We start from the raw sequence: 14,281 nt of genomic DNA, 5'->3' as shown, positions 1-14,281 counted from the left end.
CGTCACCGTGCGACGCTCGGGAATTATGAGGGGCATGGAAGCGGTACCTGAGGACTGGGAACGGGCCCTCGCGATCGTCGCGCACCCCGACGACCTGGAGTACGGGGGCTCGACGGCCGTCGCCAAATGGACGGCCCAGGGCAAGACGGTGACGGAGGTCCTCGCCACGCGCGGCGAGGCCGGCATCGACGGGATGGATCCGGACGAGGTCGCCCGCATCCGGACGGTCGAGCAGATCGAGGCGGCCCGGATCGTCGGCGTGGAGACCGTCGAGTTCCTCGACCTCCAGGACGGGGTGCTCGAGTACGGGCTGCCGCTGCGGCGCCTCCTGGCGGCGGCGATCCGGCGGCACCGTCCGGAGGTGGTGATCTCGGTCAACTACCGGGAGTCGTTCCCGGGCGGCGGGTTCAACATGGCCGACCACCGGGTCCTCGGGCTCGCGGTCGCCGACGCGATCCGGGACGCCGCCAACCGGTGGGTCTTCCGGGACCTCGGCCTGGAGCCGTGGCAGGGGGTGCGGTTCGCGCTGTTCGGCGGGTCGCCGGAGGCCGGGCACTACGTGGACGTCACCGGCCATCTGGAGAAGGGCATCGCGTCGCTGCGGGCCCACGAGGTGTACTTCTCGAACCTGGGCGCGGACTTCGACGCCGCCGCGTTCCTCACCGGCATGGCGGAGCCGACCGGACGGGCCGTCGGCGTGGCGCACGCGATGCCGTTCGAGCTGATCGAGACCTGATCCGGGCACGGCCGTCCGGGACGCGGGGACCGGACGGCCACGCGTCGCCCGGCCGCGCGTCGGGCGGCCGGGCGGGAACGGGTCAGCGCACCTCGGTGATCTCGGGGCCGCGCTCGAACGGCTTGAACTCCTGCTCGGCGGGCTCCTCGCCCTGCGCGTCCTCCTGGGACTCGCTGAACTCCTTCGGAATCTGCAGCTCCAGGAGTTCGCGCGGCGGCATCGGGGCGTCGCCGCGCACGACGACCACGCCGCGCAGCACGTCCTCGAGCACCTGCCACTGCTCCTCGTCCTCGATGGCGGCGCCCTGCACGACCGCCTGCAGGAACCAGCGCGGGCCGTCCACACCGAGGAAGCGGATGATCTGCGGCGCCCAGCCCTGCTCGACGAACTCGGCGGGGATCTGCTCGCGGACCTCCGGCGGCATCTCCGCGAGGACGTCCTCGGTCAGCGCGGCGGGCACCATCGCGAGCAGCTCGGCCCCGAACGGGCCGTCGCCCTCCTGGGTCTGCCCCTTCGCCTGCTCCTGGATGTCCTTGGCGGTCTCGGCGCGCACGTCGTCCCAGATGCCGCTGCGCTTCGGCGCGGCGAAGACCTGGAGCTGCATCGCGCTCTCCTGGTGCTGCACCAGGACGGCGACGGGGCGGCCGTCGAGCGGCTTGCCCTGATCGTCGACCCGGGTCGCCTCAAAGTTCACCTGGAACCCGAGGCCGGGCGCGACGGGCACCCGCAGGGACCCGAAGTCGAGCCGCTGCATCTCGGGGAAGGAGTCCTCGGAGTCCCAGGGACCTCCCGAACCGGACTCGGCCTCGGCCTCGGCGGTGGCCTCCTCGGCGACGTCCTCGGCGTCCTGCTGCGCCGGCTCCTCGGTCACCTCGGGCTCCGCACGGCCCTCCTCGGCCCGTCGGCGACGTCCAAAAGCCACGACTCACACTCCTTCTCTCAACCTTCATCGGGGTGGGAGTACCCACCCGTGGAGCCGAACCCGCCGGTTCCGCGCGCCGATCCGGGAAGGGCGGCGACCTCGTGGAACACCGCCGTCTCCACCCGCTGCACGACCATCTGCGCGATGCGGTCGCCGCGCCGCAGCCGGACCGTGGCGCGGGGGTCGGTGTTCAGCAGGGTCACCTTGATCTCACCCCGATAGCCGGCATCGACCGTACCGGGTGCGTTGACTATGGTCACCCCCAACCTAGCGCCCAAACCGGACCTCGGGTGAACGAAAGCGGCGTAGCCGTCCGGCAGGGCGATCGCGATCCCCGTGGGGACGACCGCGCGCTCGCCCGGCGGCAGTTCGACGTCCTCGGCGGCGACGAGGTCGGCCCCCGCGTCGCCCGCGTGCGCGTACGAGGGCAGCGGCAGCTCCGGATCGAGCCGCTTGATCAGTACGTCGACCTTGCCCACCCGTTCACCTCTCGCTCGCGCCGGACCGCCTCGGAAACCACCTGACAATACCGACTCCGGGCACCCGTCCCCGCCCTGAAACGCCGCCGCGACACGGCTCCGGCCGGGTAAGTGATCCTTGACGTCGCCGGGCGGCCTCGGTTCCATGGAAACCGAACTCCGTTCGGAGACGAGCCCCCCAAGGACGGTGCGAAGTGGCGACGACGACGCTGGACCCGGCGACCGACCTGTCGGACCTGGAGTTCTGGTCCCGGCCGCAGCGCGAGCGCCTGGCGGCGTTCGCCCGGCTGCGGGAACGGGAGCACCCGGCCTTCTTCCCCGAGCTGGCCCTGCCGTTCATCAAGCAGGGGTCGGGCTACTGGGCGCTCACCCGGCACGCGGACGTGGTGGAGGCGAGCCGGACGCCGCAGGTGTTCAGCAGCGAGCCCACCTCCACCACCATCCCGGACATGCCGGGGTACATCGCCCGCTACCTCGGCTCGATGATCAACATGGACGATCCGCGGCACGCCAAGATCCGGCGGATCGTGTCGCGCGCGTTCACTCCGCGGGTCCTGGAGAAGCTGGACACCGATATCCAGGCGACGGCGACCCGGATCGTGGACGACGTCCTGGAGCGCGGGCCCGGCGGCGACTTCGTCACCGATGTCGCGGCGCGGCTCCCGCTGACGGTCATCTGCGACATGGTGGGCGTCCCCGAGGCCGTCCGGCCCATGGTGTTCGACCGGACGAACACGCTGCTGGGCATCGGCGACCCCGAGTACACCGCGGGCCGCGACTTCCGGGGCGAGATCACGCGCATCGGCGCGCTGTACGCCCTGGTGCGCGTGGTGACGGCCGCGTACGAGCTGAACCACCTGGCGATGAAGCTCGCCCGGCGGCGGCGCCGCACCCCCGCCGACGACCTGATGTCCGCGCTGGTCACCGCCGAGGTGGACGGCGAGCGGCTCACCGACAAGGAGATCGGGTCGTTCTTCATCCTGCTCGTGGTCGCCGGGAACGAGACGACCCGGAACGCGATGTCGCACGGCCTGAAGCTGCTCACCGACAACCCCGAGCAGCGGGCCCTGCTGCTGGAGGACTTCGAGGCGCACGCCCCCGGCGCCGTCGAGGAGATCGTCCGGATGGCGACGCCCGTAATCCAGATGCGCCGCACGGTCACCCGCGACCACGAGATGAACGGCCACACCTACCGGACGGGCGAGAAGGTCCTGCTGTTCTACAACTCCGCCAACCGGGACGCCGCGGTGTTCGAGAACCCCGACGTCTTCGACATCACCCGGTCGCCGAACCCGCACGTCGGGTTCGGCGGGCCCGGCCCGCACTTCTGCCTGGGCGCGAACCTGGCCCGCCGGGAGATCACGGTGATGTTCCGGGAGCTGTTCACGCGGGTCCCCGAGATCCGGGCGAACGGGCGGCCCGACCGGCTCTACTCGAACTTCATCAACGGCATCAAGCACCTGCCGTTCACCTACTGAGCCCCGCACCGGAGTGTTCGGAGCGACGGTCCCGGACGTCGCGGGCGCGTTGTCACGGCGCCCGGGACCGCCGCGGCTCAGGACGTCCCGCGCCCGGCGGCGAGCGCGGCGGGCGAGGTCGCCAGGTACTCGACGGCCCGCCGCGTGGAGCACTCGCGGGACGGGTGGTAGTCGCGCCGCAGGTAGGTGCGGGCCGCGGCCATCATGAACCGGTTGCTCGGGAACAGGCCGCGGCGCACGGCCCGCCGGTAGTCGCGGACGCGCGGCCGGACGCCGTGCAGGGTCGGGTCCGCACGGCACAGGTACGCGGCGCCGACGTACACCGCGAGCGGCATGGCGACGAGGCCGATGGCGAACGAGCGCACCCGCTGCGCGTATCCGCCCGCGACGTGGTCGTACACGTCGAACGCGACGGAGCGGTGCTCGACCTCCTCGGCGCCGTGCCAGCGCAGCAGGTCCAGCATCGTGGGATCGGCGCCGGCGTCGTCGAGCGCGCGGGCGTCCAGGATCCACTGGCCGAGGACGGCGGTGTAGTGCTCGATCCCCGCGATGATCCCGATCCGCAGCGTCAGCCAGCGGCGCCGGGACAGCCCGGGGATCGGCGGCCGGTCGCCGAGCAGGCTCTTGAACAGCCACTCGATGCGGCGGGTCAGCGGGCGCGGGTCGAGGCCCTGCTCGCGCATCTGCCGGTCGAGGACGCCCTGGTGGGAGTAGGCGTGCACGGCCTCCTGGCCCATGAACCCCTTGACCTCCCGGTACAGGCGCTCGTCGTCCTCCACGAGCGGCAGCGCCTGCTTGTAGACGTGCACGAACCAGCGCTCCCCGGCGGGGAGCAGCAGGTGGAGCACGTTGATGAAGTGCGTGGCGACCGGCTCGCCGGGGATCCAGTGCAGCGGCGTGTCCGCCCAGTCGAACTTCACCCGCCGCGGGGTGATGTCGGGGTGCCGCTCGTCGATCTCGGTCATGCGCGTCCTCCCCGGCCCGCCCAACAATTAGATGTGCCGTCTAATATCTGGAGCGGGCCGGGGGAAGTCAAGGCCGCGACCGTGTGACGGCCGTTACCCGGAACCGGCCGCGCGGAGCGGCGCTACGTGGCGGGCGCCAGCTCGACCTCGACCGTCAGCTCGGCGGGCGCGTCCTCGAGGGTGAGGTCCGCGATCCGCCCGGCGGCGGCCAGGTCGGGACGGGCGATGCGCACCACCTCCGCGCCCCGGACGACCGCGCGCGCGACGTCGGCGCGCATCGACGCCCGCGCCTCCGACTTCGCCTTGCGGACCTGCCGCAGCGCCTCGCCCGTCGCGGCCAGCACCGCCGGGTCGCCGCCCGGCGGCAGCTCGGCCGGCGTCGGCCACGCCGCCGCGTGCACCGACCCGTGCCGCCACCACGACCAGACCTCCTCGGTGACGAACGGCAGCACCGGCGCGAACAGCCGCAGCAGCACCGACAGCGCCGTCCGCAGCGCCGCGCGCGCCGACCGCGCCTCCGGCCCGTCCCCGTACGCCCGCGACTTCACCAGTTCGAGGTAGTCGTCGCAGAACTCCCAGAAGAACCGTTCCGTCCGCTCGAGCGCGCGCGTGTAGTCGTAGCCCTCGAACGCCTCGGTGGCGTCGCGGACGACGCCCGCGAGCGCCGCGAGCATCGCCCGGTCCAGCGGCTCGACGACCGCGGCCGGCCCCTCGTCCGTCACGTCCCCCAGCCCGAGGACGAACTTCGACGCGTTCAGCACCTTGATCGCGAGGCGGCGGCCGACCTTGATCTGCCCGGTGTCGAACGCGGTGTCGGTGCCCGGCCGCCCGCTCGCCGCCCAGTACCGGACGGCGTCCGACCCGTACTCGCGCAGCAGGTCGATCGGCGTGACGACATTGCCCTTCGACTTCGACATCTTCTTGCGGTCGGGGTCGAGGATCCAGCCGGACAGCGCGGTGTCCGTCCACGGCAGCGACCCGTGCTCCAGGTGCGAGCGGACGACCGTGGAGAACAGCCAGGTGCGGATGATGTCGTGCGCCTGCGGCCGCAGGCTGTAGGGGAACACGCGGCCGAACAGGTCGGCGTCGCGCTCCCAGCCGCCCGCGATCTGCGGGGTCAGCGACGACGTCGCCCACGTGTCCATGACGTCCGGGTCGCCGGCGAACCCGCCCGGCACGCCCCGCTGCTCCTCGGCGTACCCGGGCGGGACGTCCGACGACGGGTCGACCGGCAGCTCGTCCTCGGCGGGCACGATCGGCTCGCCGTAGACCGGTTCGCCCGACTCGTCCAGCCGGTACCAGACGGGGATCGGCACGCCGAAGAACCGCTGCCGGGAGATCAGCCAGTCGCCGTTGAGGCCCTCGACCCAGTTGTCGTAGCGGGCCCGCATGTGCGGCGGGTGCCAGTTCAGCTCGGCGCCGCGCGCCAGCATCTCGGCGCGCATCCCCGCGTCGCGGCCGCCGTTGCGGATGTACCACTGCCGGGTCGTGACGATCTCGAGCGGCTTGGCGCCCTTCTCGTAGAACTTCACCGCCCGCGTGACCTTGCGCGGCTCGCCGTCCAGATCGCCGGACTCCCGCAGCATCTCCACGATCCGCTCGCGCGCCGAGAACACCGTCTTGCCCGCCAGCTCCGCGTACGGCTCCGCGGGGACGCCGCGCGGCGGTTCGGCGGCCAGCCGCCCGTCCCAGCCGATCACCGCGCGGGTCGGCAGGTCGAGCTCGCGCCACCAGGTGACGTCGGCGACGTCGCCGAACGTGCAGATCATCGCGATGCCCGAGCCCTTGTCGGGCTCGGCGAGCCGGTGCGCGAGGACGGGCACCTCGACGCCGAACAGCGGCGTGCGGACGGTCGTGCCGAACAGCTCCGCGTACCGCTCGTCGTCGGGGTGCGCCACGAGCGCGACGCACGCGGGCAGCAGCTCGGGCCGCGTCGTCTCGATGTAGACGGGCCGTTCGGGCGCGTGGAAGCGGAGGCGGTGGAACGCCCCGGGCTGCTCGCGGTCCTCCAGTTCGGCCTGCGCGACGGCCGTGCGGAACGTGACGTCCCACAGCGTCGGCGCCTCGGCGACGTACGCCTCGCCGCGCGCGAGGTTGCGCAGGAACGCGCGCTGCGAAGCCGTGCGGGACGCGTCGCCGATCGTGGTGTAGAGGTGGTCCCAGTCGACCGACAGGCCGACGCGGCGCCACAGCTCCTCGAACGCCTTCTCGTCGACCTCGGTGAGCCGCTCGCACAGCTCGATGAAGTTCCGCCGCGACACCGCGACCTGGCGCTTCGGGTCGGGCTTCGCCGGGGGCTCGAAATCGGGGTCGTAGGGCAGCGACGGGTCGCAGCGGACGCCGAAGTGGTTCTGCACCCGCCGCTCGGTGGGCAGGCCGTTATCGTCCCATCCCATCGGGTAGAAGACCGCTCGACCGCGCATGCGCTGGAACCGTGCGACGGCGTCGGTGTGGGTGTAGGAGAAGACGTGGCCGACGTGGAGGGAGCCGCTGACCGTGGGCGGGGGCGTGTCGATCGAGAACACCTCGGCGTGCGGCCGGGTGCGGTCGAAGCGGTGGACGCCCTGCTCGTCCCACGCGCGTACCCACTTGTCCTCCAGGCCGTCGAGTGAGGGCTTGGCCGGAACATGCGGGGTACGCGGACGCTCTGTCATGCACCAATCGTATTGACATCGCCCCCGGGCGCATACGCATTTCCCCGCGCGCGACGCGGCCGCGTCGGCCGCCCGTCCGGGACGGGCACGGTCCGGTAGCGTCGGAGACGACAGGACGACTGGAGGACGAACATGGCGGACAAGGGCGAACTCGGCTGGCGGCTGACGGCCGGGGCCGCGGCCTTCGCGGGCGGTTTCGTCGCGAAGAAGGTCATCACGATGGCCTGGAAGAAGAGCACCGGCAAGGAGCCGCCGACCAACCCCGAGTCGCCCGACGTGGCGCTCGCCGAGGCGATCGGCTGGGCCGTGATGATGGGCGTCGGCATGGAGGTGGCGCGGCTGCTCGCCACCCGCGCCGTCGCGCACCAGTGGGCCAAGGGCACCGGTGCGCCCCCGTCCCACTTCAAGGTCGAGGGCTGACGGCGGCGGGCGAGGGCGGGCGGCGCGCTCCGCGCCCCCGCCGCGCCCGCCGTTCGCGCGTCGGCCGGAACCGGGGCCGGGAACCGGCTTCGGGCAGGGTTCGTTCGGGCGGAATTCGTTCGGGCAGGGTTCGGACGCGGCTCGGGCCCGGGTTCGAGGCCGGCTCCGGTCACGAGGGGGGCGTGTCCGGTTCGGGCCCGCGCCGATCGTCCCGGATCAGTCCCCGGCCGGCAGCCGCGGATGCTCCCCCGCAAGCGGGGGCGGCACGCCCGCTGAGGCGCGCAGGTCGGTGCGGATCGTGTTGGCCAGGGCCTTCGTCGCGCTCCGGTTGAGGGCGGCCCCCGCCGCCGCGCCGGTGAGCAGCGGCCCCATGGTGCTCATGCTGCGGCCGAACACTCTCAGCATCCGCTTGCGCAGCGCGGCCTTGGCGGCCGAGCCGAGCGCGCTGCCGAGGGTGCCCGCCTCCAGCGGGTTGATGCCGCGCTGCCGCGCCCAGGACGTGACGAACGCGCGGCCCCGCACGGTGCCCGGGCCCTCGACGCGGATGCCGTACACCTCGTGCAGTTCGGCGATCAGCTTGACCTCGATCGCCGCCACCACCAGGGTCTCGGCGGCGAGCTGCGCGGGGGCGGTCAGCAGCAGCGGCGGTGCGGTGAACTGCACCGCGGCGAGCGCTCCCCCGGCGGCGCCGACGCCGGTGGTGGCGTTGCTCGCGACCCGGACCAGGCTGTCGGCCAGCGCCTCCCCGGTCAGGCCGTGGTGGTGGGCGCTCAGGGTCTCCCGGTCGCGGACCGGGATGTGCGGCGCCACCTCGACGAGCAGGTCGCCGAGCCAGCGACCGCGCGCGATGCCCGCGGCCCCCGCCCTGCGGGCGTTCTGGCCGAGCAGTCTCGCCAGTCGCCCGAGGAGGCGGCCGCGGGTCTCGCGGTCCATGTCCTCGTCGGCGGTGAGCCGGCCGACCAGCTCACCGAGTTCGGCGGAGCCGCCGACGTGCGCCGGCTCCACCTCGTCGTCCCGCCGTTTCTCCAGGTCTCCCGTCACCGGCCCGCCCCCGGGTCAGGCGCACTCACGGCAGATGGGCTGGCCGTTCTTCTCCTTGGCCAGCTGGCTGCGGTGGTGCACCAGGAAGCAGCGGGTGCAGGTGAACTCGTCCGCCTGCCGCGGCACGACGCGGAACGTGAGCTCCTCGTTCGACAGGTCCGCGCCCGGCAGGTCGGCGACCTCACCGGCGTCGAGGTCCTCGTCGATGATGCTCGCGGCCTTGTCGGCGCGACGGGCCTGGAGCTCCTGGAGGCTGTCCTCGTTGATGTCGTCGTCTGTCTTGCGCGGGCTGTCGTAGTCGGTCGCCATCTTCTATCTCCATCCCCCTCAGTGCTTTATGCGCCCCGTCGCGCGGAACTAACGCTCGAGGGACCGTTCTTGTGCCCGATCCGGGCGGGAAATTCTGTCACGGTTGGTGACGTACGACACACGAGGCGCGACCGTTCCCACGAGTGACACCCATCACCCGGTTCTCTTCCTCGCGATGTGTCTTCCATCACACGCCCGCCGGGCGTCCACGGCACGGCGAGCGCTCTGCGAGCACTGCGTTCGCGTACCGGACGACGACCAACGGGATCCCGCGGCGGCGGGGATCATATCGGTCCCCGGGGCCGGGCGCGCACCGACCGGCCGCGGCGCGCCGCCCCGTCCGCGGAAGGCGGCCCGGACACTGAACCGGACGGTCCGGTGAAACGTCTGAACTAACGCGATATGGTGCCCGCTCGGAGAGCTAGGGGGCGGACCCCCGCGCAGGGGCGTCCGGCACACGGCCGGGAGGTGACCTCGCGGCCGGGTCCGGCGCACAATATCGCGGAACCATACCGCGGGTCACGGGAGGGTCAGATGCCGGATGCCGCTCCGCTGGAGCCAGGCGATCCCCGGGCGCTGGGACAGTACGAGGTCATCGGGCGGCTCGGCGCCGGTGGGCAGGGCGCGGTCTTCCTGGGCAGGGCGCCGGGGAGCGGCGAGTACGTCGCGGTGAAGCTGCTGCACGCGCAGACGGCGAACGACCCGTCCGCGCGTGCCCGGTTCGTCCGCGAGGTGTCGGCCGCGCAGCGCGTGGAGCCGTTCTGCACCGCGCGCGTGTTCGAGGCCGACGTCCACGGCGACCAGCCCTACGTGGTCAGCGAGTTCATCGACGGCCCGTCCCTGCACGACGTCGTCGCGCACGAGGGCCCGCGCAACGCCGCCGACCTGGAGCGGCTCGCGATCGGCACCGCGACGGCGCTCGCCGCCATCCACGAGGCCGAGATCGTCCACCGCGACTTCAAGCCCAACAACGTCATGCTGGCGGCCGACGGCCCGCGCGTCGTCGACTTCGGCATCGCCCGGACGGTCAACTCGCAGGAGAGCGCCGTCACCGCGACCGGCATGGTCGTCGGCACCCCCGGCTACCTGGCGCCCGAGCAGCTGACCGGCGGCGCCCTCACCCCCGCGGTCGACATCTTCGCGTGGGGCGCGACGATGGTGTTCGCCGCGACCGGGCAGTCGCCGTTCGAGGCGGACACGCTGCCGGTGATCATCAACCGGATCCTCAACGAGGACCCGGACTTGTCGGCGCTGCCCGCCGGGCCGCTGCGCGACCTCGTGGGCCGCTGCCTGAACAAGGACGCCGGCCTGCGCCCGTCCGCCCCGCAGCTCCTGCTCAACCTGCTCGGGCACGTCGGCGCGGCCCCGTCCGGGACGGGCGAGGCGAACCTGCTCGACCAGGGCACCCGGATCGCCGCGCAGCTCCCGGCGCCGCCGCAGGTCCCGCCGGCGCGGCAGCCGCAGCAGCAGATCACTCCCCCGCCGATGCCGATGCACCAGGCCGGGATGCCGGGCGCGCACGGCGCGCAGGGGCCGACGACGCCCCCGCCGCAGCCGATCACGCCGCCGCCCATGCCGATGTACCAGAACGCGGGGATGCCGCCCGGGCCGCCGGCGCAGCCGCAGCCGGGGATGCAGCCGGGAATGCAGCCGCCGCTCCCGCCGCGGCCGCCGATGCCCGGCCAGCCGCACGGCCACGGCGCCGTCCCGCCGGGGCAGCAGTTCGGCCGGCAGAAGTCGAACGCGGGGCCGATCATCGCGATCGGCTGCGGCGCCCTCGCGGTGATCCTGATCCTGGTGATCGTGTTCGTCGTGGTCGCCGCGAACTCCGACGACGACTACGACCCGCCGACCACCCTGCCGACGTCGGAGACGGAGGACCCGTACACGCCGTCGAGCGAGCCGTCGACCGGGTCGTCGCCGGGCACCGGCGAGGGCCTCGTCGGGGTGTGGAAGGGCAACGGGACGCAGCCCGCGGCGCCCGCGGACGGCCGCAACTTCACGGTGCAGTTCGCGCTGATCTACTCCAGCGGCACCGCGCGGTACACCTACAGCTCCTCGCACCCGACCTGCTACACCCGGCTGGAGCTGCTGAGCGAGTCCGGCACCAAGGTCGAGTACCAGGAGAGCCCGATGGCCGGGCAGGAGAAGGAGGACTGCGCCCCCGGCTACGTCACCTTCAACCTGACCGGTGACCGGTCCGCGCGGTGGGAGTGGCGCCAGAACCGGTCGGAGCCGAGCCCGTCCGCGTACGGCACCGTTTCCAAGTGATGATCGTCCGAACGATGATCGCGTAAAGTCGCGAGACAAGGACGTCGCCCTCCTCCCCCGGAAGGACGCCACATGCCCGAGGCCGCGCCCCTCCGACCGGGCGATCCGGATCACCTGGGTCCGTACCGGCTCACCGGGCTGCTCGGAGAGGGCGGGCAGGGCGCCGTCTTCCTCGGCGAGGACGAGGAGGGCGGCGCGGTCGCCGTCAAGCTGCTGCACGCCCGGTTCAGCGGCGACCCGAAGGCCCGCTCCCGGTTCGCCGCCGAGGTCGCGGTGGCCAAGCGGGTCTCGCCGTTCTGCACCGCGCGCGTCCTGGACTCCGACGTCGAGGGCGACCGGCCCTACATCGTCAGCGAGTTCATCGACGGCCCGTCGCTGTCGGCGGTGCTCGCCGAGGACGGCCCGCGCCGCGGCGCCGATCTGGACCGGCTCGCGATCGGCACGATGACGGCGCTGGCCGCGATCCACCAGGCCGGGGTGGTGCACCGCGACTTCAAGCCCGGCAACGTGCTGCTCGCCCCGGACGGCCCCCGCGTGATCGACTTCGGGATCGCGCGGGCGCTGGACGCCACCGGGACGATGTCCAGCGTCGCGGTCGGCACCCCCGCCTACATGTCGCCCGAGCAGATCTCCGGCAACCAGGTGGGTCCCGCCGCGGACGTCTGGTCGTGGGGCGCGACGATGGCGTACGCGGCGAACGGGCGTCCCGCCTTCGGGCAGGACTCCATCCCCGCGGTGATGAACCGCATCCTGAACCTCCCGCCCGACCTCGGCGGCCTCCAGGAGCCGCTGCGCGGGCTCGTCCTGGCGTGCCTGGCCAAGAACCCGGCGCTGCGGCCCGCGTCCCAGCAGGTGCTGGCGCACCTGCTGACGCTCGCGGGGAGCCTGCGGCGGCCGGGGTCCGCCCCGGCGACCGGGGACGCGGAGATGCTCACCAAGGGCGCCGAGACGGCCGCCGCGGAGTCGGCGCGGCTGCGGGCGGTGCCGACGCCGCCGCCCGGCTCGCCGGCCCACCCGGGGGCGTCCACGCCGCCGCCGGGGTCGTTCGCCCATCCGGGCGCGTCGACGCCGCCGCCGGGCTCGTCCGCTCACCCGGGCGCGTCGACGCCGCCGCCCGGGCATCCGGGGGCGGTGCCCGGCGGGCTGCCCGCGCTGCCCGCGCCGGGCCCGAGCCCGCAGCCGCCCGCCGTCCCCGGACGGCCGGGGGCCGCGGCCGGCTGGCCCGGCGCGCACCCGCTCCCGGCGGGCCCGGCGTCCGGACGGCCGGGGCCGGGCGGCACGTGGCCGGGCCGGGCGACGCCGTCCGGGCCGGGCGGCGAGTTCACCGAGCCGTCCCGGGGAGGCCGCGGACGGTCCCGGATGCGCGTGCTCGCGGGCGCGGGCGGCGCCGCGCTCGTCGCGCTGGTGCTCGTCGGCACCGTGATCCTGGTGCGGATGGGCGGTGACGGCGAGGAGACCGATCCGCCGACCGGGCGCACGGGCGGCACCCTGGCGATGACGGCGCCCGCCCTGCTCGGGTCCGGCGACCGGATCGACCCCTCGCACAGCTACGGCGGCACCGAGCGGTTCTTCGGCAAGCAGCTCTATACCGGCCTGACCGCCGTCGGCACCGACGGCCGCGTCCGCAACATGCTCGCCACCGAGATCCGGCCGGAGGAGAGCTGCCGGGAGTGGCACATCGTGCTGCGCGACGGGACGACGTTCAGCGACGGGACGCCGGTGGACGGGCAGGCGTTCGCCCGCGGGTGGGCCCGCGCCGCCGCCACCGAGGAGGGCGCCGGCCCCTACCTGATGGCCGACATCGAGGGGTTCGACGCCGTGTCGGGCGGCGACGCCGACACGTTCTCCGGGGTCAAGACGACGCCGAACGGCCTGACCGTCCGGCTCACCTCGCCGAACTGCGACTTCCCCGCGCGCCTCGCCGATCCCGTCTTCGCCCCCCTGCCGGCGTCCGCCGGCGGGCCCGACAACGAGGCGTTCAACCGGCGGCCGATCGGCAACGGGCCGTTCCTGCTGGAGAGCTACACCCCGGGCAAGGAGGCCGTCCTCGCCCGCAACGAGACGTGGGCGTTCGGCGAGACCAAGCTGGACCGCGTCGAGGTCAGGCTGGTCCCCGACACCGCGGTGTCGCGCGCGCTGTTCCAGGCGGAAGAGATCGGCTGGGGCCACCTGACCGGCGCGAACGATGTCGGCGCCGCCGCGAGCGACCCGGCCTTCACCACGCGCACGCTCCCCTACGTCCGGATGCTGGTGCCGATCACGGCGCGCGGGCCGATGGAGTCGCGGGAGGCCCGCCTCGCGGTGTCGTACGCGCTGGACCGCGCCGCGCTCGCCCGGGTGACCGGCGGCGGCGACGTCCCGGCGCGCGGCCTGGTGCCGCAGTCGCTGCCCGGGTTCGGGCGGCCCGGCGTGTGCGCGTCCTGCGACGCGGCGAACGTCGAGCGGGCGAAGCAGCTCGCCGCGGAGGCCGACCTCGGGACGGGCACGACCGTCCGGCTGTCGTTCCGGACCACCGGGGACGAGCAGCGGCTCGCCGAGGTGATCAAGGAGCGGCTGGAGCAGGTGTTCGGCTGGAAGATCGAGATGAAGGCCACGCCGATCACCGAGTACGCCGAGTTCCGCGAGGGTCTGGTCGCCGACGACGCGTCCGGGCTGGCCCTGTACGCCTGGGGCCCGGACTACGCGAGCCCCTACACGCTGCTGTGGCCGCTGCTCGGCGGGACGCTCGTGGCGACCGGCGACAACGACTACAACAACCTGTCCGGCTGGAAGAACTCCCGGTTCGACGAGGTCATGGGGCAGGCCGTCCGCACGACCTCCGGGCAGGAGCGCACCGACCTGTACAAGCAGGCGGAGAAGATGGCGCTGGACGACATGGCCCTCGTCCCGCTGATCAACGAGGGGGCGGCCGCGCTGGTCGGCGACCGGTACGTCAACCTCGAGATGGACTACGACGGCGACCCGACGCTCGCGACCGCCGCCCTGAAGTGACCGCAGGGGCGGCGG

At 73.5% G+C, this 14,281-nt stretch carries 11 protein-coding genes; 5 read left to right on the top strand and 6 right to left on the bottom strand.

Features of this window, described 5'->3' with window-relative positions; all coding sequences use genetic code 11:
* Positions 1 to 34: 34 nt before the first annotated feature.
* Entirely contained in the window at positions 35 to 736 is a 702-nt protein-coding gene (locus AB0L25_RS12020) for a PIG-L deacetylase family protein (protein ID WP_500171189.1), read from the top strand.
* 82 nt (positions 737 to 818) lie between these two features.
* On the opposite strand, the gene AB0L25_RS12015 is transcribed toward AB0L25_RS12020, so the two are convergent.
* Both AB0L25_RS12015 and dut read right to left on the bottom strand, forming a co-directional pair.
* The gene (locus tag AB0L25_RS12015) at positions 819 to 1,658 is read right to left on the bottom strand and encodes a DUF3710 domain-containing protein (RefSeq protein WP_500171187.1); all 840 of its coding nucleotides are present in this window, start codon (positions 1,656 to 1,658) and stop codon (positions 819 to 821) included.
* Positions 1,659 to 1,675: 17 nt separating this feature from the next.
* Positions 1,676 to 2,137: a dUTP diphosphatase gene (gene dut, locus AB0L25_RS12010; protein WP_378306190.1), complete on the bottom strand. Its 462-nt coding sequence runs from the start codon at positions 2,135 to 2,137 to the stop codon at positions 1,676 to 1,678.
* Positions 2,138 to 2,331: 194 nt separating this feature from the next.
* On the opposite strand from dut, the gene AB0L25_RS12005 reads away from it, so the two are divergent.
* Positions 2,332 to 3,615 (top strand): cytochrome P450, encoded by a 1,284-nt coding sequence (locus tag AB0L25_RS12005; protein ID WP_500171185.1) that lies wholly within the window; start codon positions 2,332 to 2,334, stop codon positions 3,613 to 3,615.
* 77 nt (positions 3,616 to 3,692) lie between these two features.
* On the opposite strand, the gene AB0L25_RS12000 is transcribed toward AB0L25_RS12005, so the two are convergent.
* Together AB0L25_RS12000 and valS are read right to left on the bottom strand one after the other, a co-directional pair.
* A complete protein-coding gene (locus AB0L25_RS12000) occupies positions 3,693 to 4,580 on the bottom strand; it encodes a metal-dependent hydrolase (protein ID WP_500171183.1) in 888 nt (295 codons plus the stop codon).
* A gap of 122 nt (positions 4,581 to 4,702) precedes the next feature.
* The gene (gene valS, locus AB0L25_RS11995; RefSeq protein WP_500171182.1) at positions 4,703 to 7,234 is read right to left on the bottom strand and encodes a valine--tRNA ligase; all 2,532 of its coding nucleotides are present in this window, start codon (positions 7,232 to 7,234) and stop codon (positions 4,703 to 4,705) included.
* 132 nt (positions 7,235 to 7,366) lie between these two features.
* On the opposite strand from valS, the gene AB0L25_RS11990 reads away from it, so the two are divergent.
* Positions 7,367 to 7,654 carry a DUF4235 domain-containing protein gene (locus tag AB0L25_RS11990; protein ID WP_026400665.1) on the top strand — a complete coding sequence of 96 codons (288 nt, stop codon included), beginning with the start codon at positions 7,367 to 7,369 and terminating at the stop codon, positions 7,652 to 7,654.
* Positions 7,655 to 7,870: 216 nt separating this feature from the next.
* On the opposite strand, the gene AB0L25_RS11985 is transcribed toward AB0L25_RS11990, so the two are convergent.
* Complete coding sequence (locus AB0L25_RS11985) at positions 7,871 to 8,695, bottom strand: hypothetical protein (protein WP_500171179.1); 825 nt, start codon at positions 8,693 to 8,695, stop codon at positions 7,871 to 7,873.
* A 15-nt stretch (positions 8,696 to 8,710) separates the two neighbouring features.
* On the bottom strand, positions 8,711 to 9,004 hold the full coding sequence (locus AB0L25_RS11980) for a DUF4193 domain-containing protein (protein WP_026400666.1): 294 nt from the start codon (positions 9,002 to 9,004) through the stop codon (positions 8,711 to 8,713).
* A 534-nt stretch (positions 9,005 to 9,538) separates the two neighbouring features.
* Between AB0L25_RS11980 and AB0L25_RS11975 the strand changes: the two genes are divergently transcribed.
* Positions 9,539 to 11,275 carry a serine/threonine-protein kinase gene (locus tag AB0L25_RS11975; RefSeq protein ID WP_500171177.1) on the top strand — a complete coding sequence of 579 codons (1,737 nt, stop codon included), beginning with the start codon at positions 9,539 to 9,541 and terminating at the stop codon, positions 11,273 to 11,275.
* A gap of 72 nt (positions 11,276 to 11,347) precedes the next feature.
* A complete protein-coding gene (locus AB0L25_RS11970; protein WP_500171176.1) occupies positions 11,348 to 14,266 on the top strand; it encodes an ABC transporter substrate-binding protein in 2,919 nt (972 codons plus the stop codon).
* Positions 14,267 to 14,281: the final 15 nt, after the last annotated feature.

It is taken from the genome of Spirillospora sp. NPDC052242 (assembly GCF_040679555.1).
Classification (GTDB): domain Bacteria; phylum Actinomycetota; class Actinomycetes; order Streptosporangiales; family Streptosporangiaceae; genus Spirillospora.
Note: the sequence above shows the minus strand (reverse complement) of the source record. Positions and strands in the feature narration are given on the sequence as shown.